This window comes from Promicromonospora iranensis, from assembly GCF_028994805.1.
GTDB lineage: Bacteria > Actinomycetota > Actinomycetes > Actinomycetales > Cellulomonadaceae > Promicromonospora > Promicromonospora iranensis.
The window spans coordinates 124551-146420 of sequence record NZ_JAJQQP010000004.1 but is presented as its reverse complement, the minus strand read 5'-3'; the positions used below and the strand labels follow the sequence as shown (position 1 = coordinate 146420).

Here is a 21870-nt window from a genome sequence, read left to right as displayed (position 1 = left end):
AGCACGGTACGTGCCGACCCGTCGCACTGACGCGAGAGGAGGGCTCAACGATGAGCTCGATCAGAAGGAACGCAGGACGGCGGCGCGCAGGCGTCGTCCTGACGGCGAGCGCGCTGCTGGCGGCCGGCCTGCCCCCGGCGACCGCCACTGCCGCCCAGCCTGACACCGGCCCGATCACCGTCGCGTCGGCCGCTGAGGCACCGGGCGTGACCGTGCGCCCGGACCCGTCCTACGCGGGCGAGCCGTTCGAGGGCTGGGGTACGAGCCTCGTGTGGTTCGCGAACGCCACGGGCGGCTACTCGGACGAGGTCCGGAACGAACTCGCCGACATGCTGTTCGGCGAGAACGGGATGAACCTCAACATCGCCCGGTACAACATCGGCGGCGGCAACGCCCCCGACGTGCCCGACTACCTGCGCGCGGGCGCCGACGTCGAGGGCTGGTGGAAGGCACCGGAGGGCACCACCCGCGAGGACGTCGACTGGTGGGACCCGGCGAACCCCGGGCACTGGAACCCGGACGCCGACGCCACGCAGCGCTGGTGGGTGGATCGCATCAAGGACGACATCACCCACTGGGAGACGTTCAGCAACTCCCCTCCCTGGTTCCAGACCGTCAGCGGATACGTCTCCGGCGGGTTCGACGCGAACACCGACCAGCTCAAGCCCGAGAGCGTCGAGGACTTCGCCGCCTACGTCGTCGGCGCGACCGAGCGCCTCGAGGACGCGCACGGCATCGACGTCGACACCATCGACCCGTTCAACGAGCCGAACACGAACTACTGGGGCACCCAGCTCGGCGCCGACGGCAACCCGACGGGCGGCCGCCAGGAAGGCGCCCACATGGGCCCGGACCTGCAGCAGCAGGTGATCCCGGCTCTCGCCGACGCGATCAACGGCTCGACGACGGACGCCGCGATCTCCGCGATGGACGAGACCAACCCGGGCCGGTTCGCCACCAACTGGAACACCTACCCGGACGCGGTGCGCGACCAGGTGTCGCAGCTCAACGTGCACACCTACGGCACCGGCCAGCGCACCACCGTGCGTGACATCGCCAAGGGCGAGGACAAGCCCCTGTGGATGAGCGAGGTCGGCGGCTCCTGGTCCACCACCGGCCAGGACTTCGAGTCGATGGAGTCCGGCCTGGGCAGCGCGCACCAGATCGTGGACGACCTGCGCGAGCTCGAACCGTCCGCGTGGGTGTTCTGGCAGCCCGTCGAGGACTACGACAACATGGCGCCCGGCGGTGAGAGCCCCGAGGGCGGCAACTGGGGCGAGATCCAGATCCCGTTCTCCTGCACCGAGCAGGACACGCTGGAGACCTGCCCCATCTACACGAACACCAAGTACTGGGTCACCCAGAACTTCACGCACCACATCACGCCGGGCGACCGCCTGATCGGAGTGGACGACACGGACAGCACCGCCGCCGTCTCAGCCTCCGGTGACGCCGCGACCGTCGTGCACATCAACGACCAGGCCGAGGAGCGAGACGTCACCCTCGACCTCTCCGGTTTCGCGGACGTCGCCGCGGGCGCGACGGTCACCCCCGTCGTCACCAGCGTCGACGGCTACCTCGTCGAGGGCGAGCCGGTAGCGGTGCAGGACGCCGCCGCGACGCTCACCGTGCCGGCGGAGTCCGTCACGACGTTCCTGGTCGCCGGCGTCTCCGGCGTCGCGGACGACGCCCCGCTGGCGCAGGACGGTCACGTGTTCCGGATCGACGGCGTCCAGTCCGGCCTCTCGCTGGCGCCCGACGGCGACGGCGGGGTGCAGATCTCCACCGACGACTCCGCCGCGGCCGAGCAGCTGTGGACGCTCACCGACCTCGGCGCGCCCGAGGGCTCCGGCACGCACCGCACGCGCTACGCGGTGACCAACGTCGGCACCGGGGAGCAGCTCGCGGTCAGCGGGGACACCTCCGCGGTGCTCGTCGACGCCCCGGCCGACCCCACCAAAACTCCCGACGCCGCCCGCTGGGTGCTGTCCACCACGGGGGACGGCACGTACACGCTGGTCAACGCGGTATCGCGCACCCTGCTCGAGGTCGGTGGCGAGGCGAGGGCCGACGGCTCCCCCGTCGGCACGTATCTGGCCAACTCCAACGCGAACCAGCGCTGGGCGATCGTCGACGAGACCGTGCTGGGCACCGAACCGGTCGATGTGTTCACCGTCCCGGGCACCACGCCCGAGTTGCCACAGACCGTCACGCCGGTCTACCCGGCCGGGCCACGCGGCGCGCTGCCCGTGACCTGGGACCTGCCCGGTGACGACGCGTGGGCGCGGGCCGGGGTCGTCGAGGTCACCGGCACCGTGGCGATCCCGGCCGGTGGCACGGTCGAGGCCACGGCGACCGTCGTCGTCGATACCCTGGACCGGACCCTGCCCGCCCAGGGTGCGGCGTACGTGGGCGGCTCGGCGGTGCTGCCCGCTGTGGTCACCGCCGTCGCGGCCGGCGGTGCGAAGGTGGAGCGTCCGGTCACGTGGGACGAGGCTCCCGACGGCGCCTTCGACGAGATCGGCGTGGTCGAGCTGACCGGCGCCGCCGATGCTGGGGACGGCACCACCCTGCCCGCGACCGTCCGTGTGCTGGTGACCGAGCCGGGCGAGGCGAACGTGGCTCTCGCGGACGGCACCACGGCGTCCGCCACCTACACCGAGCCTGGCTACCCGGCCGAGCGAGTGATCAACGGCGACCTGAGCGACAAGGGCTGGTCCAACTGGCGCTCCGACGCCAAGAACACGCAGGACACACTGACCGTGACCCTGCCCGCGGAACGTGACGTCACCCGTGTCGTCACCCGCTTCTTCCGCGACGGCTCGCACCTGAGCTGGGCGAGCGCCGTGGCGCTCGAAGCCCGGGTCGGCGGCGAGTGGCGGTCCGTCGGCGAGCCGGTCCCGGTGACGTCCGACGGTGCCGCGCCGGTGGTCGACCTGCCCGCCGGGGTGCGCGCCGACGCCGTCCGGGTGGTCATGACCGCGCGGGACAACACGCACATGATCGTGAGCGAGATCGAGGTCATGGCGAAGGTGCCCGGGGAGCCGGCGCCGGTCTGGGACACGTCGGTGAGGTACCGCGCCGGCGACGAGGTCTTCCACGAGAAGGCGTACTACCGGGCGACCTGGACCACCCGTCAGGAGCCGGATGGCTCACCGCACGGACCGTGGCAGGAGGCCGTCCGGTCCGGGGACGGCACAGCCGTCTGGACGGCGTCGCGGATCTTCGTGCGGGGCGACGTCGTGGTGCATGACGGCGATCGCTACCGGGCGAAGTGGTGGACCCGCAACCAGGAACCCGGGGACCGGCACGGCCCGTGGCAGGTTGTCGGGTCCTGACCTGACCGGCAGTGGTTCGTGGAGGCCCCTACGGCTCAACGAGAACATCCGAGGGCTCGTGACCAAGGTCCCGGACCAGCTGCTCCATCGCTTCCTGGCGGTACTTTGCCCGGTAGGAGGTCCATACCGGCCGGAGAACCGGGCGCACCTCGATCTTCGCGGGCGATCCCGTATCGGCGATCTGGAGCACGTCGATCTTCCTCAGGTCGACCCTGACCGCGACAAGTCTGACCTCCTCCGAAATGCTAGGCACGGACCAACGTGGCTCGTCGCCACTGGTCGCCCAGTACTCCACCCGGTCGGGAAGGATCGCGAGCACCTGGCACGACAGTTCCCTGTACCCCACGCCCCTCGGGCTGACGTCCAGTCGAAGAGCCATCTCGACCATCGGGTGGAACGACTGTACGGGCCGCACCGTGGCATCCGGTCGCAGCCGAGCAACGTACCGGAGACGCGCACCGGTCCTGAGATCCCTAAGAACTTCGATCGCAACGGCGAGCACCACGACAAGGGCCAAAACTGCTGGCACGGTGTATGGCGCAGTTTCAAGTCCCGCCGCCAATGAGTCGTCGTTTCCTGCGATCTCGACCGCCATCGCGATCATTCCCAGGACGACGACAACGGGAAACACGATCCATCCCTGACGGACGAACGTGCTCCTCGACCCGATACGGGTAGGCAAGAGGACTCCTTCTTCGGCGGCCCGGCAAGCAGCATGCGGTTCGGGCCGTCGAACCGTGGCCACCACCGCGAACGTCATGCTAGCGGCGCCCTCCAATGCTTGGCCGCACGCCGGCCCCGGGGTTCCGCGGCCGTCCGAGCATCCGCTCTCGCCCTGCGCCGTAGGCTCTCCCCCGTGGCCCTCTTCATCGACCCGCCGACCTGGCCCGCACACGGGACCCTGTTCTCCCACCTGGTCTCGGACGGGTCCCTGCGGGAGCTCCGCCTCTTCGCCCGAGCCGCAGGCGTGCACGACCGCGCGTTCGACCTCGACCACTACGACGTCCCCGCCGAGCGGTACGACGCGCTGGTCGCGGCGGGCGCGATACCCGTCGAGGGCGGGGACCTGGCCCGGCGGCTGGCGGCCTCGGGCCTGCGGGTCTCCGGAGCCGAGCGGAACCGTGCCAAGCGAGCGGCCCTGCTGACCCGGTGGGACGGCCTGTGGGCCGATCCGGGCCTGGCCCGCACGGCCGGCGAGGACCTGGTGGACCGCTGGCGCGAGCCGCACCGGGTCTACCACACGACCCTGCACCTGGCCGTCGCACTGGACGCGCTCGACTCCGTCGCGGCCGAGGCGCACGTCTCCGAGCGCGCGCTCTGGCACGCTCGTCTCGCCCTGTGGTTCCACGACGCGGTGCACGACGGCGTCGCGCGGCAGGACGAGGAGCGCTCGGCCGGGCTGGTGGCGGAGCTCCTCGGCCCGCTGGCCGGGACCGGCGTCTCGGGCGAGGACGTCAGCGAGATCGCGCGGCTGGTCATGGTGACGGCGGACCATGCCCCGGCGTCCGACGACGTCGTCGGCGGCCTGGTCAGCGACGCCGACCTGGCCGTGCTCGGCGGGAGCCCGGCCGTCTACACCCGGTACACGCGCCAGGTCCGCGCCGAGTACTGCGACGTGCCCGATCCCCTGTTCCGCTCCGGCCGTTCCCAGGTGCTCCGCGCCCTCCTGGACGGTGGCCCGCTGTTCCGCACCGCGCCCGGCGCCGCCCGCTGGCAGCCGAGCGCAGAAGCAAACCTAGCCGCGGAGCTGTCGGCCCTGGCGGCGTGAGGATTTCCGGAAGTCCCCGTGTGGTCGGCAAGACGTCAGGTGGTCGGCAGTCCGAGTTGCCGACCTTGTGACGAGCTGCCGACCACACGCCGCTGGACGGACGCGGTAGCGTTCCCCGCGTGACTCCACTCAAGGCCGCGGCTGTCGTCGCGGGTGTGCTCGCCGTCGCCTTCGTCGTCCCGGTCGCCGTCGTGCAGGGCACCGGCCATGCCCGGGTGCGGCACGACGCGAACGAGATCGAGAAGGCCGACGCCGTCATCGTGCTCGGAGCCGGGCTCCGCAGCGACGGCACGCCGTCGACGTACCTGCGCCGCCGCGTCGAGGGCGGCGCCGAGCTGTACCGCGCCGGTATCGCACCCACGGTCATCCTGAGCGGCGACGCGCACGACAACACCGACGGCACGCGGTACGACGAGCCCGGCTCGATGCGCAGCTGGCTCCTGGACAACGACCTCGGTGTTCCCGACGACGCGATCGTGCTGGACCGCGAGGGCTTCAACACCACCGCCACCTGCCGCCGTGCCTACGACCTGTACGGCGTGCGCACCGCCGTCGTCGTCACGCAGGACTACCACGTGCGCCGCACCCTCTACTCCTGTGTCGAGGCCGGCCTGGACGCCGTGGGCGTGGGTGTGAGCGCCGCGAGCGCGGTGCCCGTGCGGGCGGCCTGGTGGCACGTGCGGGAGCTGCCGGCCAGCTGGAAGGCGGCGGTCCGCTCCCTCCCCCGCCGCCGGGCCCGCTGACCCCGCGGCCCCGTCAGGACCGGGTCACTTCTTCTTCGGCGTGACCCACAGGTGGATGGTGCCCTCGACCACGACCGTCCCGTCGGCCAGGACGCCGCGCACCCGGACCGGCAGGTCCCGGTCGTCGCCGTCCCACTGCGCCTGGTCGGTCTCGGCGATGCAGGTGACGTCGCCCGTCGACTTCGCGAGGTAGGACACCTCCATGCCCTTCGGCAGCCAGCGCTTGTCGTCGGGCACGGTGGCCTCGGCGAGCGAGCCCATGGCCATCTCGAGCCCGTTGCAGACGGCGATCGCGTGCACGGTGCCGATGTGGTTGCGGTTGCGCCACCGGTTGGGCACCACCACCTCGCCGTGGTTCGGCCGCATGTCGACCACGCGTGGGGCGAAGGTGCCGAAGTACGGCGCCTTGAAGGAGTAGACCAGGGAGAAGATCCGCTTGCCGAGCAGCCCGCCGATGACCGGCAGGGAGTTGGCGGACTTCCAGAAGGCATGGAGCTGCGTCGTCATGCGCGCGAGCGTACCCGGGCGCGGTGACGACCATTCACCTCACGGCATGCGCAGCTTGCGCATCGCCTCCAGGGCAGTGGTCAGCACGCGGCTCGGGGTGTCGCCTCCCAGGCCGTAGAGGCTGTCGAGCGTGGCACCGAACCGGGCCCCACGGGACGTCACGACGGTCTGCTGGCGGGTGAGGCCGTCGATGGAGGCGGTCCCGTGCCGGGCGCCGACACCGGAGGCCTTCCAGCCGCCGAGCGGCGCGGAGACCGAACCCCAGGTCATCGTGTACCCGTCGTTGATCGCCACCGATCCCGCCTCGATGCGCGCGGCGATCCGGCGAGCCCGGCCGACGTCGCGGGACCAGACCGCCGAGTGCAGGCCGTACTCGGTGTCGTTCACGACGGCGACGGCTTCCTCGTCGCAGTCGACGCGCGAGATCGTCACGACCGGTCCGAAGGTCTCCTCGCGCGCGACCACTGCCTGCGCGGGCACGTCGTCGAGCACCGTCGGGGCATAGAAGTACGGGCCGACGTCGGCGCGGTGCACTCCGCCGGCGAGTACTCGGGCGCCCCGGGCGAGCGCGTCGTCCACGTGCGCCGTCACCTTGTCGAGCTGTGCGGCGGAGGTGAGCGAACCGACCTCCGCCGAGTAGTCCAGGGCCGGGCTGAGCCGGAGGTTCCGCACCGCACGCACGAACTTCGCGACGAACTCCTCCGCGACCGACTCGTGCACGACCAGACGCTCGACGGACACGCACAGCTGACCGGCGTTCGAGAAGCAGGCCCGCACGATGCCCGGGACGGCCGCGTCGACGTCGACGTCGTCGGTCACGTAGAGCGCGTTCTTGCCGCCGAGCTCGAGCGTGGTTCCGATGAGGCGTTCACCCGCTCGCGCGGCGACCTTGCGGCCGGTGGCGGTGGAGCCGGTGAACGAGATGTGGTCCACGTGCTCGATCAGCGCCTCACCGACCTCGGGGCCGCCCGCGACGACCTGGAAGAGGCCCGCAGGCAGGCCCGCGTCGTCCAGGGCCTCGGCGGCCCAGAGCGCGGTGAGGGTGGTCTGCGGGTCCGGCTTGAGCACCACCGCGTTGCCTGCGAGGAGCGCGGGCAGCGCCTCGGAGAGCGCGAGCACCAGCGGGTAGTTCCATGGCGCGATCGCACCGACCACGCCGACGGGACGGCGGTGCACCTGCGCTCCGACGAGCAGCGGGACCATGCCCGGGACCCGGCGCGAAGCGAGGTAGCGCGCGCCCCGCACGGCGTAGTGCCGGGCGACCTGCGCGATGTCCGCGATCTCCTCGAAGGCAGCACGGCGTGACTTGCCGGTCTCGAGCTGGATCAGGTCCAGCGCCTCGGACTGCCGCTCCAGGACGATCCGGCCGAGCCGCTGGAGGACTCCGGCCCGGTCGCGCACCGACAGTCGTGCCCAACTTCGCTGCGCCACCCGCGCCCGGACGGCGCACGCGGCGACGTCCTCGGCGGAGGAGATCGGGAACGTCACGAGCGGAGCGCCCGTGAAGGGGCACATGGACCTATGGGTGCCCGATCCCTCGGAGGTTGCGATCCGAGCCACCAGCGGGGCCATCACCCCTGGCTCGAGGACGAACGTCCCCTGCGGGTGCTCCGGGTCGAGCACACCGCCGACCGCACCACTAGCCGCTGCGTCGGCTGCTGCGTCGTCGATCATGGCCGCCACCCTACGCGCAAAACCCTGCACCACGTATTGATAGGTGTGTGAAACTGATTTTCACAGCGCGGGCGGCGCAGTGCGCTCACCTCGCTCGACGCACCTCAGTCGGACTCGACCCAGCGCCCCAGAACAGTGCACTCCTGGTCGGTGTAACCCAGCCGACCGTAGAAATCGAGCACATCCGTGTTGGCGGTCCGCACCATCAGCTGGATCTTGCGCGCACCCCGTGCGACCAGCCACGCCTCGGCCGCGACGACTGCCGCTCGGCCCAGGCCGGTGCTCCGCAGCTCGGGCGCGACGGCCACGTAGTAGAGCCAGCCGCGGTGCCCGTCGTGCCCGGCCATCGCTGTCGCGGCCACCCGGCCGCCGGCTCGAGCGGCCAGGACGGTCGAGCCCTCACCGGCGCGTGCGTCGGCGATATCGACGTACGGGTCGTTCCACGGCCGGGTCAGCCCGCAGGTCTTCCACAGCTCGACGACCTGCTCGACGTCGGCGTCGGTGATCTCGACGAACTCGCCGTCGGCAGCAGGAGCCGCGGCCAGGACGGGAGCGAGCTGCTCGTCCTCGGACACCGCGCTCATCGCGGCTGGTACGGCGACACGACGACCTCGACCCGCTGGAACTCCTTGAGGTCGGAGTAGCCGGTGGTCGCCATGGCGCGCCGGAGCGCGCCGACCAGGTTCAGCGTGCCGTCGGCCTGCTTGCCCGGCCCGAAGAGGATCTCCTCGAGCGTGCCGACCGTGCCCACCTCGACACGCTCGCCGCGCGGCAGCTGGGGGTGGTGTGCCTCGGGGCCCCAGTGGAAGCCCCGGCCCGGCGCCTCCGCCGCACGCGCGAGCGCGGCACCGAGCATCACGGCGTCCGCACCGCAGGCCACCGCCTTGACGATGTCGCCGGAGTGCCCCACGCCGCCGTCGGCGATGACGTGCACGTAGCGGCCGCCGGACTCGTCGAGGTAGTCGCGGCGGGCCGCGGCGACGTCGGCCATCGAGGTGGCCATGGGTGCGTGGATGCCGAGGCTGACACGGGTGGTGTGGGCGGCACCGCCGCCGAACCCGACGAGCACGCCCGCCGCACCCGTGCGCATCAGGTGCAGCGCCGCGGTGTACGTCGAGGCCCCGCCGACGACGACCGGCACGTCGAGCTCGTAGATGAACCGCTTGAGGTTCAGCGGCTCGGCGTTGCCCGACACGTGCTCGGCCGACACGGTGGTGCCACGGATGATGAACAGGTCGACGCCGGCGTCGACCACCGTCTTGTAGAACTCCTGCGTGCGCTGCGGGGTCAGCGCGCCCGCGACCGTGACACCGGCCGCCCGGATCTCCTTGAGGCGCTGCGTGATGAGCTCCGGCTTGATGGGCTCCGAGTAGATCGCCTGCATCCGGCGCGTCGCCTCGTCAGCCGGCAGGGCCGCGATCTCGGCGAGCAGCGGCTCGGGCGATTCGTAGCGGGTCCACAGGCCCTCGAGGTCGAGCACACCGAGGCCGCCGAACCGGCCGAGCGCGACGGCGCTGTCCGGGGTCATCACGGAGTCCATCGGGGCCGCGAGGATCGGCAGGTCGAAGTGGTAGGCGTCGATCTGCCAGCCGACCGAGACGTCCTTCGGGTCACGCGTACGACGGGACGGCACCACCGCGATGTCGTCGAAGGAATAGGCGCGCCGCCCGCGCTTGCCGCGTCCGATCTCGATCTCGTTGCTCACCCGCCAAGCCTACCCATCCGACCTGAGGGAGCGCGCCGCATCCCGTGATGTGCCGGGTGGGACGAACCACAGTGTCGGTGAGCGGTGGCAAGGTTCTCCATGGACGCACCGGGCGACCGGGCAGTGCTGGACGACACGGCCCGGAAACCGGGACGAGCAGGGAGGACACCATGAACGAGACCTGGATCGACAGGCCGCTGCTGGGCTTCGACACGGAGACCACGGGGGTCGATGTCGCGGGCGACCGCATCGTCACGGCGGCCCTCGTGCTGCGCACGCCGGGCGTGGGCACCGAGGTCCGCACCTGGCTGATGGATCCGGGCGTGGAGATCCCGGAGGAGGCCGCGGCCATCCACGGCATCTCCACCGAGCACGCCCGCGCCCACGGCGTCCAGCCGCGGGAGGCGCTCGAGGAGATCGCCACGGAGCTCGCGAAGCACCTGGCGGACGACGTCCCCGTGGTCGCCTACAACGCGGCGTTCGACCTCTCCCTGCTCGACGCCGAGCTCTTGCGCCACGGGCTCAAGACCCTCCCGCAGCGGCTGGGCCACCCGGTCGCGCCGGTCGTCGACCCCCTGGTGATCGACCGCTGGCTGGACCGGTACCGCACGGGCAAGCGGCGCCTCGGCGACCTGTCGCAGTGGTACGGCGTCATCGCCGACGGCGACCTGCACACCGCCGAGGTCGACGTGCTCGCCACGCTCGACGTGCTGGAGGCGCTGGCCCGCCGGTTCCCGCAGCTGGCGCGCATGTCGCTGACGGACCTGCACCAGCAGCAGATCGGTGCGCACCGGCAGTGGGCGGTGAGCTTCAACGAATGGCGTCGCGAGCAGGGCCTCGACGGCCCGGGCGCGTCGGGGGTGTGGCCGGTGCAGTACTCGGCCGGGTTCTGAACCGGCACCGAGCCCAGCGGCCACGCCCCGGGCGCCCGGGGCGTGGCCTGGCTCGACGGCGGCGTGGTGTCGGTCAGCGGGAGTACACCGCGTCGACCTCGACCTCGACGAGCCACCCGTCCACCGGCAGGTTCTCGACCTCCAGGGCGAAGCGCGACGGACGAGCCTCGTTGACGACCATCGGCGCGGTCGTCGCCGATCCGAGCTGGACGTCGAGCGCCTCGCCGGTGGACAGGTTCGTGTTGGCGAAGAACTGGCGGTAGGCCCGGTTCCACCCGGCGAAGTCCATCTTCTCCTCGCCCTCGGGGTTCTGCAGGAACACGCGCATGGAGACGACGTCGTCGTAGGACAGGCCGGCCTTGTCCAGGTTCTCGCCGATCCGGGTGAGGGCGTTGATGCCCTGGGCCTCGGTGAGGGTCACGCCGTCGGGCAGCTCGCCGCCCGGAAAGACGTCCGTCGGGATGTAGCGCTCCTCCGTGGACACGCCGGGTGCGGTGTTGCGGGCCGCCGGGCCGAGCCCGGAGGACTTGTACCAGGAGACGTTCTTGCCGATCGCCACGCCGTCGGCGATGAGCGGGGTGTTCCCGGTGACGAACGAGTGGGCTCGGCCAGGGTCGGGCCGGAAGACGTGCGTGGCGGCGAAGGCAGTCCCGGGGACCGCTACCGCGGCGGTCAGGACGACGGCGGCGACGAGCTTGGTGCGGTTCTTCATGGTGCTCCTCCATCTGGCCGGCCGGGCGCCCGACGGTGCCCGGATGCGGTGTGGCCCGGCGGTCGGCACCGGGTGGCGCGTGACGCTAGCCACGGAGCGTTTCCGCGGGATGAACGCCGCGGGTCGTGCTGGGAACGCGCCGGACGCTGTCGTCCGTATCGCCCCTGGATAGCCGATGACCTGCGAGAAGACCCGAAACACCATGGTTACTGCGGGCAATTCCGTAGAAACGGTACAGACCCGTCCTGGTGATTTGCCCTCCCTAGCGTCCGTCGCGGTACTGACGGCGGTTCCTGGCTCCAGGCCGGGTTCCGCGGCACGTCAGGCCTGTCGACACGAGAGGTAGGGACCGTGGTCACCGAGAAGAGCACCTCCGGCGTCTCCCGCCGCAACTTCCTGCAGGCCGTCGGCGCGGGTTCCAGCGCCGGCGTCATGTTCGCGACGATGGGCGCGATGGGCCTTGCCCCCAGCGCCGCAGCCCAGCCGAGGCCAGATTCCTGGGTTCCGCCGCGTGGCAGCGACTTCACGCTGACCGGCCGTTCCGCGAAGAAGGTGGTCGTGGTCGGAGCGGGTCCGGCAGGCCTCGCCACCGCCTACGAGCTGCAGAAGGCCGGCTACCGGGTGACCGTGCTCGAGGCCCGCCACCGGCCGGGCGGGCGCACTCTCACGATCCGCGGCGGGGACTCCGAGACCGACATCGACGGCGTCAAGCAGACCGCGAGGTTCGCCGACGGCATCTACATGAACGCGGGCGCGGGCAGGATCGCCCAGTGGATGGTCACCATGGACTATCTCCGTGAGCTGGGGGTGCCGTACGAGGTCTTCACGAACGCCAACGCCGACGCCTACCTGTACAACGAGAAGTCTGGCGCGACACCGGGCAGCCCACTCCGCTACCGCACCGCCAAGGCGGATGTCTTCGGCTACACCTCGGAGCTGCTGCACCACGCCACCGACCAGGGCGCCCTGGACCAGAAGCTGACCGCCGAGGACAAGGAGAACCTGCGCTCCTTCCTGCGCAGCTGGGGGTCGCTCAGGCCCGACGGCACCTACGCCGGCGGCAGCAACCGCGGCTACGAGGTCTATCCGTCAGCATGGAACGAGCACGGCACGCCCCTGCCCGGTCCTGGCACGGTCTCCGACGTCCTGGCCTCGAAGGTGGGCCAGTACTTCCCGTTCGAGATCAACTGGGAGCAGTCGATGCTCATGTTCCAGCCGAAGGGCGGCATGGACACGATCTACCGGTACCTGGTGCGGGCCATCGGCAGCCAGAACGTCCACCTCAGTTCGCCGGTCACGGGTGTCGAGAACACCGGCGGCGGGGTGAAGGTCACCTACACCGCCCCGCACGGCAGGGAGCGGCAGATCGAGGCGGACTTCGCGGTGGTCTCGGCGCCCGCGGGTCTCATGCGGCGGTGGGACACCAACTGGGGGCCCGAGGTCGATGCGGCGCTGGGCGAGTTCGCCGTGGGCTCGCCCGCGGGCAAGATCGGCCTGCAGTACCGGTCACGGTTCTGGGAGGACGACCACCGGATCTTCGGCGGGATCACCGAGACCGACATGGACCTCGCCCACCTGTGGTACCCGTCGTACGGGTACGGCGAGAAGAAGGGACTCGTCATCGGGTACTACAACACCGGGGCCAACGCCCGCGCCTACGGCGCCATGGCCCCGAGGCAGCGAGAGCTGCGCGCGGTCGAGCAGGGAGTGAAGATCCACGGGGAGAAGTACCGCACCGAGCTGGACGGCTCGTTCTCCATCGCCTGGCACAAGGTGCCCTACGTCGAAGGCGCCTGGGCCTTTCCGAACACCGCTTCGACCGGCTTCAAGCGGTTGCAGCAGGGCGCCGGCAACGTGTACTTCGCGGGCGACTGGATGTCGGAGATCTCCGCGTGGCAGCACGGCGCGTTCTGGTCGGCGCGCTACACCGTCCAGGCCCTGCACGAACGCGTCATGTCCAGCTGACGCCCGGACCGGACCAGCCGAACTTGTTCAACCGTTGGTCGAGCCCCACCGTGGGTCGAGCCCGTCGAGACCTGGTCTCGACGGGCTCGGCCCACGGGGACGGCCTCGGCCGACGCGGGACTCAGAAGCCGCTGTAGTTCGGCGACTCGACGGTCATCTGCACGTCGTGCGGGTGGCTCTCCTTGAGCGACGCCGACGTGATGCGGATGAACCTGCCGTTGGCCTGCAGCTCCGGGACGGTCCGGGCGCCGGTGTAGAACATCGTCTGGTGCAGGCCGCCGATGAGCTGGTGGGCCACCGTGGACAGCGGGCCCTTGTAGGCGACCTGCCCCTCGATACCCTCGGGCACGATCTTGTCGTCGCTCGTGACCTCGGCCTGGAAGTACCGGTCCTTGGAGTACGACTTCTTGCCGCGCGAGGACATCGCACCCATCGAGCCCATGCCGCGGTAGGTCTTGAACTGCTTTCCGTTGACGAGAACCAGGTCACCCGGGGTCTCCTCGCAGCCCGCGAAGAGCGAGCCGAGCATGACGCTGTCGGCACCGGCCACGAGGGCCTTGCCGATCTCGCCGGAGTGCTTGAGGCCGCCGTCGGCGATGACGGGCACGCCCGCGGGCTTGCAGGCGAGCGACGCCTCGTAGACGGCGGTGATCTGCGGGACACCGACGCCGGTCACGACGCGCGTGGTGCAGATCGACCCCGGCCCGACGCCGACCTTCACGGCGTCGGCTCCCGCGTCGACGAACGCCTGGGCGCCCTGGCGGGTGGCGACGTTGCCGCCGATCACCTGCACGTCCTTGGTGGCCGGGTCGGTCTTGAGGCGCCTGACCATGTCGATGAGCATGCGGACGTTGCCGTGCGCGGTGTCGGCGACGAGCACGTCCACGCCGGCCTCGATCAGGGCCGTCGCGCGCTGCCACGAGTCGCCGAAGTAGCCGATCGCCGCGCCGACCATGAGCCTGCCCTGGCCGTCCTTGGACGAGTCGGGGAACTGCTCGGACTTCACGAAGTCCTTGACGGTGATGAGACCGGTGATGCGGCCGTCCGGGTCGATCAGCGGCAGGCGCTCGAGCTTGTGCTTGCGCAGCAACAGCGTGGCGTCGTCACGCGAGATGGTCGACGGGCCGGTGATCAGCGGCTGCGGCGTCATCACCTCGTCCACCTTGGTGGTCGCCCACTCGGCGACGGGCGTGAAACGCAGGTCGCGGTTGGTGACCATGCCGATGAGCTTGTTCTCGAGGTCGACCACCGGGAAGCCGGAGATCCGGAACTGGCCCGCGAGGGTGTCGAGCTCCTCGAGCGTGGCGTCCGGGCCGATGGTGACGGGGTTCGTGATGATGCCGGTCTGGGTCCGCTTCACCAGGTCGACCTGCTGGGCCTGGTCCTCGATGGAGAGGTTGCGGTGCAGGACACCGAGGCCACCCTGGCGAGCCATGGCGATGGCCATCGCCGACTCGGTGACCGTGTCCATCGCCGCTGACAGCAGCGGAATCTTGAGCGAGATCTCGCGCGTCAGGCGAGAGGTCGTGTCGATGTCCGACGGCGCCAGGTCGGAGTAACCCGGCAGCAGCAGGACGTCGTCATAGGTGAGCCCGAGGAAACCGAACGGGTCGGCCGGCGAGGTCTGGTCCGTCATGCAGCAAGTCTACGGCCCGCACCGCAACAGATCCTGGGCGGGCGGGCCGGCCGGCCCGAGGCGTGCGTCACCTCGCCTTGATGACCGCGAGCACCTCGTGCAACAGCCCTGTGAACGAGCGCACGCGCTGCACGGTCGGGCCGAACGGCAGGTCGGTCGCCGCGGCGTCGGCCCGCAGGCCCACGAAGATCGGCAGTTCCGGATAGGCCTCGTTCACCGCGTGCACGACGTCGAGGTCCGGCTTGTTCTGGGTGGTGGCCAGGACCACGGCCGTCGGCCGGACCATGGTCACCAGCTCGACCGAGCGGTGCGTGCTCGCGGGACCCGTGACGATCCGCGCCATCGAACCCTGCGCGGCCAGCGCCGCGGCGAGGGCGTGCGCCGACAGCGGCACCACCTCGTCGGGCGCGGCGAACACGAGGACGATCTTGCGCATCCGGCTCGGGTGGTTGGCCGGCGGGCCGCCCGCCTCGACCATCACCCGCTCGAACTCCTCGGTGTAGTGACGCAGCGCGCGCAGCGCGGCGGTCGCGAGCACCACCTCGGGCATCTCGCCCGGTCCCGCGAGGACGGTGCGCTCGGAGAGACGCAGCCAGGCGGGTTCGACCAGATCGGTCCACCACGTCGCGGGATCTCCCTCGGGGCCCAGCGCGAGCAGGTTGTCGCACGCGGTCCTGCTGTAGGCCAGAGCGGCGTCCACCAGGGCGGACACCCGGCCCGACGTCGGCGCGGGGGCCGCGCCCGAGGCGGCCCGCGGCCCGGCTGCGGCAGGTGCGTCACCACCCGTCGCCCCGCCGGGGAGCGCCCGCAGGCGCGCCCGTCCACGAGGCTCCTCCTTCGGCTCCTCCCCGTCCTTGCCACCCGGCGGGTCCTCGGCACCGGGCTCGGTGGGTGCCTCGACCGTGCCGAGGAACGTCTCGGCGAACTCCGGCCCCGCGCCCTCCGAGTCAGCCTCCACCTCGACGGCAGGCAGCGCGGGCGCGGTCCGGGTGGCCGCCTCGAGCTCTGCCTCCCCCGCCTCGACCGCGGCCCGCGCGGCGTCCACCGGCGCGACGCCCTCGAGCGTGAGGCGGCGCATCACGAGGAGTCGGGCCACGTCGTCCGGCGTGTAGCGGCGGTGCGATCCGGCGGTACGACCCGACGGGCCGAGCCCGTACCGGCGGTCCCACGTACGGAGGGTCGCCGGCGCAACCCCGAGGCGTCTCGCTACGGCGGCGACGGCCAGTCCGGGGCTGGACGCACGTGACCCGCCCGAGCTCTGGGCAGGCCGCGAAGATGTCATGGTCTCGATTCTGCCGACCTAGGCCTCTCCGCGCCACTGCGAAACCCGGCGTGCCGCCGATCTCGGTGTAATCCGGTTGAGATCGGAACAAACCCGGTCAGCCCTGGCGCGGTTCCCCTGACCCGATTCAGGCCAGTTGCTGAAAAACTGCCCCTTGAACAACTTCTGCACAACTTGTAGGTTGTTCGCCATGACGGAGATCTCGAGGCTTCCCGGTCCGGTGATGGAACTGTGGGAATGGCAGTACCAGGGGTCGTGCCGCGACGCGGACGACACCCTGTTCTTCCACCCCGAGGGCGAGCGAGGGTCGACGCGCCGCAGGCGTGCTGAGGCCGCCAAGGCGATCTGCCGCTCCTGCCCCGTGATGATGCAGTGCCGCGAGCAGTCGCTCCGCGTGCGCGAGCCGTACGGAGTGTGGGGCGGACTCAGCGAGGACGAGCGGTCGGCCATCCTCGCCGGCAAGTCCGTCTCCGCCTGAACCACGCAGCACCTGAACCACTCGTCGTGGCGAAGTAGTCGTCTGGCGAAGTAGTCACGCAGCGCTGCCGCTGCAGGACTACTTCGCGAGACGACTACTTCGGCGGGCAAGGCTGCGCTCGGCAAGAGCGTCGGGCAAGGCGAAGGCCCCGCACCGAGAGGTGCGGGGCCTTCGTCTTCTAGCTGGCGTGGGCTGGAGTCAGCTCACGACCACGGCGAGGACGTCGCGGGCCGAGAGCACCAGGTACTCCTCACCCGCGTACTTGACCTCGGTGCCGCCGTACTTGGAGTAGATCACCTTGTCACCGACGGCGACGTCGAGCGGCACACGGTTGCCGTTGTCGTCGATACGGCCCTGGCCAACGGCCAGGACCTCGCCCTCCTGGGGCTTCTCCTTGGCGGTGTCCGGGATGACCAGGCCGGAAGCGGTCGTGGTCTCGGCTTCGAGAGCCTTGACGACGATCCGGTCCTCGAGCGGCTTGATGGGGACCGACACGTCGGACCTCCTCTTTCGTGAGCGGATCGAGAGATCAGCTGCGTGATGGACTGAGTGGCTCGAACGTTCGACGGTCCGCCGTCGTCGCGGGTGCCGGCGGGCACGAACGTCTGGGTTCTCCCCCACGGGCCCGTGAACCGGGATCCCGCGGCGGTGAACAACCCCAAATCTAGGTCGGCGCTAGCACTCGGTCAAGGCGAGTGCCAATCGGGTGGAGTGGCTCACACCACGTGCGCCCGACGCGCGGTCGCCACACCGGAATCTCGCCATCTCGACGAAAAGGTTGCGTCGCGCCGCTCGTCACGACCAGGACAAACGTGGAAAGATCTTCCCATGGATGCGGCGATTCTGAGCAAACTGCTCAGCCCAGACGGCTGGGCCCTGCTTGGTGCCCTCCCGCCCTATGACGAGCGACACGCGATGAAGACCGTGACGACCCTGCGGGCCAAGGGCGTGGCACCGGACCTCGCGGCCGCGGTGGTGACCCAGTCCAGGCTGCGCGCCAAGGCTCGGGCCAAGTTCGGCGACTTCGCCGACGGGATGCTCTTCACCGCGGACGGCCTGGAGCAGGCCACCCGGCTCCTCGTCGCGGCGCTGCACGCCCGGCGCTACCTCGACGCGGGTATCACCGCGCTCGCCGACCTCACCTGCGGCATCGGTGCCGACTCGCTCGCGTTCGCGGGGACCGGCCTCCGTGTGGTCGCCACCGACCTGGACGAGTGCACCGCCGCCATCGCGCAGTGGAACCTGCGCCACTTCCCCGAGGCGGACGTGCGGCACGCCGACGGCCTCTCCCTCGACCTGCGCGCCGAGGGCATCGAGGGCGTCTACGCTGACCCGGCCCGCCGGGTCAGTGGCGGATCGGGCGCACGGAGCCGCCGAATCTTCGACCCGCGCGCCTACGAGCCCTCGCTCGACTCCGTCTGGGCACTACGCGAGACCGTGCCCGCGGTGGGCATCAAGGTCGGCCCGGGCATTCCGCACGACGGACTGCCCGACGACGCCGAGACGCAGTGGGTCTCGGTCAACGGCGACGTGGTCGAGGCAGGGCTCTGGTTCGGCCCGCTCGCCCCGGACGGTCCGGGGCGGTCGGCGCTCGTGCTGCGCACGTTCACCGACGGCGACGGCAAGGAGCACACCCTGAGCCGCACCGTGCGGGGCGATGACGTCGTGCCGGACGTCGGCGACGTCGGCCAGTACCTCTACGAGCCCGACGGGGCGGTCATCCGCGCCGGGCTCGTCGGCCAGGCTGCCGCCGAGCTGGGTGGACGCCTCGTCGACCCGACCATCGCCTACGTCACCACGGACAGCCCGGCCGACCTGCCGCCGGCCAGGCCCGCCGACTCGGTCGGCGCCCGGGCGCCGATCGCCACCGGCTATCGGGTTCTCGACACCATGCCGTTCGGCCTGAAGCGGCTCAAGGCATACCTGCGTGACCGGAACGTCGGACGCATCACGATCAAGAAGCGCGGCACCGCCGTGGTGCCTGAACAACTTCGTAAGCAGCTCGTGCTCACCGGGACCGAGGAGGCGACGATCGTGCTCACACGTGTGGCAGGCAACCAACAGGTGCTTCTCGTCGAACCACTGGGACCCGTATGAGCTCGCCGGCCCGGCTCGGCTTCGGCGAATCCCCACGCTCGACCGTGGGCCTGGAGTGGGAGATCGGGTTGGTCCGGTCCGACACCGCAGACCTCTCCCAGTCCGCGCCGGAGGTCCTCGAAGCCCTCGCGCGCGACGCCGTCGGACCACCGGAGGGCGCCGCGATCTACGCGCCGCACGTGGCCGGCGAGTTCATGAAGAACACGGTCGAGCTGGTGACCGGCGTCTGCCGCACCGTGGCGGACGCCGGGACGGACCTCACGCGCACCCTCGACCGCGTGCGGGCGGTGACCGACCCGCTGGGGCTCGACCTGATGGGTGGCGGCACGCACCCGTTCGCGCGGGCCGCCGATCAGCAGGTCGGCGAGAAGGATCGCTACGCCCGCATCATGGAGCGCACGGGTGTGTGGGGCGCTCAGCTGATCATCTGGGGACTGCACGTCCACGTCGGGATCGAGCACCGCGACAAGGCGCTCCCGCTGATGCGCGCGATGCTCACCTATTTCCCGCACCTGCAGGCGCTGTCGGCCGGGTCGCCGTACTGGGCCGGCCAGCACACGGGATACGCGTCCAACCGGTCGCTGCTGTTCCAGCAGATCCCCAGCTCGGGGCTGCCCGTCCCGTTCGAGACCTGGCAGGAGCTCGAGTCGTACGCGGGCGACATGCTGCACGTCGGCGCGGTCGAGGCGTTCAACGAGGTCCACTGGGACGTGCGGCCCTCACCGAAGTTCGGCACGCTCGAGGTGCGGGTCTGCGACGGCCCGACCAACCTGTCCGAGGCCCTCGTGCTGGCCGCGCTGGTGCACTGCCTCGTGGAGCACCTGTCGACCCAGCTGGACCAGGGCCGGACCCTGCCGGTCCTGCCGTCGTGGTTCGTGCAGGAGAACAAGTTCCGCTCGGCCCGCTACGGCCTCGACGCCACGGTGATCCTCGACGCCGACGGCAACCAGGGGCCGGTCGTCGACGCCATCGGCAAGCTGCTCGTCGAGCTGGAGCCGGTCGCGCACCGGCTCGGCTGCACGGCGGAGCTTGCCGGTGTCCGGGAGATCATCCGCACGGGCGCCTCGTACCAGCGGCAGCAGGCAGTGGCCGCGGCGCACGACGGCGACCTGGTGCCGGTCGTGCGCGCGATGGTGGCGGAGATGCGGGCGGGCCACCCGCTACCCGTCTGACCGGCTCACCGTTGGTGGGAAGAAACCGGTGGTCGAGCTGGTCGAGACCCCACCAGGTCTCGACCAGCTCGACTATCGGGAGCGAAGAGTTCAGACGACCTGCGAGACCTCGTCGAACTCGAGGCGTGGAGCGCGGGGCCGGCTCGTCTCGGCACCCTCGGCGGAGCCGACGTTGACGACGAGGAAGCCCTTCCAGCCGCTCTCGGTGAAGAACTCCGCGTCGATCCCGTCGTAGATGCCGTGCATCGGCCCGGCGGACAGGCCCGCGGCGCGCAGGCCCACGATCAGGTAGCCGGCCTGCAGCAGCGCGTTGGTCCGCGCGGCGGAGGCCCGGGCCTCGTCGTCGGCCGCGAACATCTCGCGGGCGCCCGGCAGGTGCGGGACCAGCACGTCGAGGCGCTCGTGGAACTCGGGGTCGTACGCGAGCACGAGGCTGACGGGCGCGTTCGCCACGCGTTCCCGGTTGCCCTCGGGCATGTTCGCGACGAGGCGCTCCCGCGCCTCCGGCGTGCGGACGACCAGCACCCGGAGCGGGCTGACGTTCATCGAGGTGGGGCCCCACTTGATGAGGTCGTAGACGGCGGCGAGCTGCTCGTCGGTCACGTCGGACCCGGCGAACGTCGTCACGGTGCGCGCCGTGCGGAACAGGCGGTCGGCGGTCGCGTCGTCGATGGCGAGGCCCGGAGCTTCAAGAGTCTCGGTCATGCCGGTGCCAACAAGGTTGCCCCCAGCGATAGTTCCGAATTCAACTATGAACCCGGACACACGACGCGGTGGCACACCACTGAACCACCGCGACCAATTAGGCTGGAGCACATGGCAGAACCCCTGGTCCTCGGCATCGAGACCTCCTGCGACGAGACCGGTGTCGCTCTGGTGCGCGGAAACGAGCTGCTGGTCGACGCCGTCGCCAGCTCGATGGAAGAGCACGCCCGCTACGGCGGGATCATTCCCGAGGTCGCCAGCCGGGCCCACCTCGAGGCGATGATCCCCACCATCCAGAAGGCGCTCGGTGACGCCGACGTCGACCTGTCCGAGATCGACGCGGTCGCCGTCACCGCGGGCCCCGGCCTCGTGGGACCGCTCACCATCGGTGCGTCCGCCGCGAAGGCCCTCTCGATCGGCCTCAACAAGCCGCTGTACGGCGTGAACCACGTCATCGGGCACGCGTGCGTGGACCAGCTCGTGGACGGGCCGCTGCCGGAGCGTGCGATGGCGCTCGTCGTCAGCGGTGGCCACAGCTCGCTGCTCATGGTGGACGACATCGCCACGAACGTCACGGAGCTCGGCTCCACCCTGGACGACGCCGCCGGCGAGGCCTTCGACAAGGTCGGCCGCCTGCTCGGGCTGCCCTACCCCGGCGGCCCGCACATCGACCGGCTCGCACGCGAGGGCGACCCCACGGCCATCCGCTTCCCCCGTGGCCTCACCGCCGCGAAGGACCAGGCGAAGCACGCCTACGACTTCTCGTTCTCCGGCCTCAAGACGGCGGTCGCCCGCTGGGTCGAGGCGCGCACCGACGCCGGGCAGGCCATCCCCGTGAACGACGTCGCCGCCTCGTTCGCCGAGGCGGTCGCCGACGTGCTGACCGCCAAGACCATCGCCGCCTGCCACAAGCACGGTGTGGACACGCTGGTGATCGGTGGCGGGTTCTCGGCCAACAGCCAGCTGCGGGAGATGGCGGCCAAGCGCTGCGCCGAGGCCGGGATCGACCTGCGCATCCCGCCGATCCGCTACTGCACCGACAACGGCGCGATGATCGCGGCGCTGGGTTCCGCCGTCGTGCGCGCCGGGGTCGCCCCGAGCAGCCTGGACATCCCCGTGGACTCGTCGATGCCACTCACGACCATCACCGTCTGACCCGGCGACGGGCGGCTGACCGGCCCGCCGCGAGCCATCG

The 21870-nt window shown here is 70.9% G+C and carries 19 protein-coding genes; 9 read left to right on the top strand and 10 right to left on the bottom strand.

Going from position 1 to position 21870, the window contains the following annotated elements; genetic code table 11:
- Positions 1–50: 50 nt before the first annotated feature.
- A complete protein-coding gene (locus tag LUM46_RS07840) occupies positions 51–3338 on the top strand; it encodes an Ig-like domain-containing protein (protein ID WP_274993214.1) in 3288 nt (1095 codons plus the stop codon).
- A gap of 28 nt (positions 3339–3366) precedes the next feature.
- On the opposite strand, the gene LUM46_RS07835 is transcribed toward LUM46_RS07840, so the two are convergent.
- Positions 3367–4020 carry a hypothetical protein gene (locus tag LUM46_RS07835; RefSeq protein WP_274993213.1) on the bottom strand — a complete coding sequence of 218 codons (654 nt, stop codon included), beginning with the start codon at positions 4018–4020 and terminating at the stop codon, positions 3367–3369.
- Positions 4021–4194: 174 nt separating this feature from the next.
- On the opposite strand from LUM46_RS07835, the gene LUM46_RS07830 reads away from it, so the two are divergent.
- Positions 4195–5106: a DUF4031 domain-containing protein gene (locus tag LUM46_RS07830; RefSeq protein WP_274993212.1), complete on the top strand. Its 912-nt coding sequence runs from the start codon at positions 4195–4197 to the stop codon at positions 5104–5106.
- A gap of 119 nt (positions 5107–5225) precedes the next feature.
- A complete protein-coding gene (locus tag LUM46_RS07825; protein ID WP_274993211.1) occupies positions 5226–5849 on the top strand; it encodes a SanA/YdcF family protein in 624 nt (207 codons plus the stop codon).
- A 24-nt stretch (positions 5850–5873) separates the two neighbouring features.
- Here the strand turns inward: LUM46_RS07825 and LUM46_RS07820 are convergent, their stop codons facing one another.
- From LUM46_RS07820 to LUM46_RS07805, 4 genes are all read right to left on the bottom strand, one after another.
- Positions 5874–6356, bottom strand: coding sequence for a hotdog fold domain-containing protein (locus tag LUM46_RS07820; protein WP_274993210.1), 483 nt, complete (start codon positions 6354–6356; stop codon positions 5874–5876).
- Between the two features lie 39 nt (positions 6357–6395).
- The gene (locus LUM46_RS07815) at positions 6396–8030 is read right to left on the bottom strand and encodes a succinic semialdehyde dehydrogenase (protein WP_274993209.1); all 1635 of its coding nucleotides are present in this window, start codon (positions 8028–8030) and stop codon (positions 6396–6398) included.
- A gap of 104 nt (positions 8031–8134) precedes the next feature.
- Entirely contained in the window at positions 8135–8614 is a 480-nt protein-coding gene (locus tag LUM46_RS07810) for a GNAT family acetyltransferase (RefSeq protein WP_274993208.1), read from the bottom strand.
- On the bottom strand, positions 8611–9735 hold the full coding sequence (locus tag LUM46_RS07805; RefSeq protein WP_274993207.1) for a GuaB3 family IMP dehydrogenase-related protein: 1125 nt from the start codon (positions 9733–9735) through the stop codon (positions 8611–8613). Before LUM46_RS07805 ends, LUM46_RS07810 begins: the two co-directional genes overlap by 4 nt.
- 170 nt (positions 9736–9905) lie before the next feature.
- Between LUM46_RS07805 and LUM46_RS07800 the strand changes: the two genes are divergently transcribed.
- On the top strand, positions 9906–10628 hold the full coding sequence (locus tag LUM46_RS07800) for an exonuclease domain-containing protein (RefSeq protein ID WP_274993206.1): 723 nt from the start codon (positions 9906–9908) through the stop codon (positions 10626–10628).
- Positions 10629–10701: 73 nt separating this feature from the next.
- Here LUM46_RS07800 and LUM46_RS07795 read toward each other — a convergent pair whose 3' ends face one another.
- Complete coding sequence (locus LUM46_RS07795; RefSeq protein WP_274993205.1) at positions 10702–11340, bottom strand: Rid family hydrolase; 639 nt, start codon at positions 11338–11340, stop codon at positions 10702–10704.
- A 351-nt stretch (positions 11341–11691) separates the two neighbouring features.
- On the opposite strand from LUM46_RS07795, the gene LUM46_RS07790 reads away from it, so the two are divergent.
- Entirely contained in the window at positions 11692–13305 is a 1614-nt protein-coding gene (locus tag LUM46_RS07790) for a flavin monoamine oxidase family protein (protein ID WP_274993204.1), read from the top strand.
- Positions 13306–13426: 121 nt separating this feature from the next.
- Here the strand turns inward: LUM46_RS07790 and guaB are convergent, their stop codons facing one another.
- Positions 13427–14941, bottom strand: a complete 1515-nt coding sequence (guaB, locus tag LUM46_RS07785) for an IMP dehydrogenase (RefSeq protein WP_274993203.1) — start codon at positions 14939–14941, stop codon at positions 13427–13429.
- A 67-nt stretch (positions 14942–15008) separates the two neighbouring features.
- Positions 15009–16223 (bottom strand): MerR family transcriptional regulator, encoded by a 1215-nt coding sequence (locus LUM46_RS07780; protein WP_274993202.1) that lies wholly within the window; start codon positions 16221–16223, stop codon positions 15009–15011.
- Positions 16224–16413: 190 nt separating this feature from the next.
- Here LUM46_RS07780 and LUM46_RS07775 point away from each other — a divergent pair, with 190 nt between their 5' ends.
- Entirely contained in the window at positions 16414–16701 is a 288-nt protein-coding gene (locus LUM46_RS07775; RefSeq protein WP_274993201.1) for a WhiB family transcriptional regulator, read from the top strand.
- A gap of 198 nt (positions 16702–16899) precedes the next feature.
- Here LUM46_RS07775 and groES read toward each other — a convergent pair whose 3' ends face one another.
- Complete coding sequence (gene groES / locus LUM46_RS07770) at positions 16900–17196, bottom strand: co-chaperone GroES (RefSeq protein WP_253869104.1); 297 nt, start codon at positions 17194–17196, stop codon at positions 16900–16902.
- A 333-nt stretch (positions 17197–17529) separates the two neighbouring features.
- Between groES and LUM46_RS07765 the strand changes: the two genes are divergently transcribed.
- Positions 17530–18798 carry a class I SAM-dependent methyltransferase gene (locus tag LUM46_RS07765; RefSeq protein WP_274993200.1) on the top strand — a complete coding sequence of 423 codons (1269 nt, stop codon included), beginning with the start codon at positions 17530–17532 and terminating at the stop codon, positions 18796–18798.
- Positions 18795–19970, top strand: coding sequence for a glutamate--cysteine ligase (locus tag LUM46_RS07760; RefSeq protein WP_274993199.1), 1176 nt, complete (start codon positions 18795–18797; stop codon positions 19968–19970). Before LUM46_RS07765 ends, LUM46_RS07760 begins: the two co-directional genes overlap by 4 nt.
- Positions 19971–20060: 90 nt before the next feature.
- Here the strand turns inward: LUM46_RS07760 and LUM46_RS07755 are convergent, their stop codons facing one another.
- Positions 20061–20675, bottom strand: a complete 615-nt coding sequence (locus LUM46_RS07755) for a malonic semialdehyde reductase (protein ID WP_274993198.1) — start codon at positions 20673–20675, stop codon at positions 20061–20063.
- A 111-nt stretch (positions 20676–20786) separates the two neighbouring features.
- Between LUM46_RS07755 and tsaD the strand changes: the two genes are divergently transcribed.
- The gene (gene tsaD, locus LUM46_RS07750) at positions 20787–21830 is read left to right on the top strand and encodes a tRNA (adenosine(37)-N6)-threonylcarbamoyltransferase complex transferase subunit TsaD (RefSeq protein ID WP_274993197.1); all 1044 of its coding nucleotides are present in this window, start codon (positions 20787–20789) and stop codon (positions 21828–21830) included.
- Positions 21831–21870: the final 40 nt, after the last annotated feature.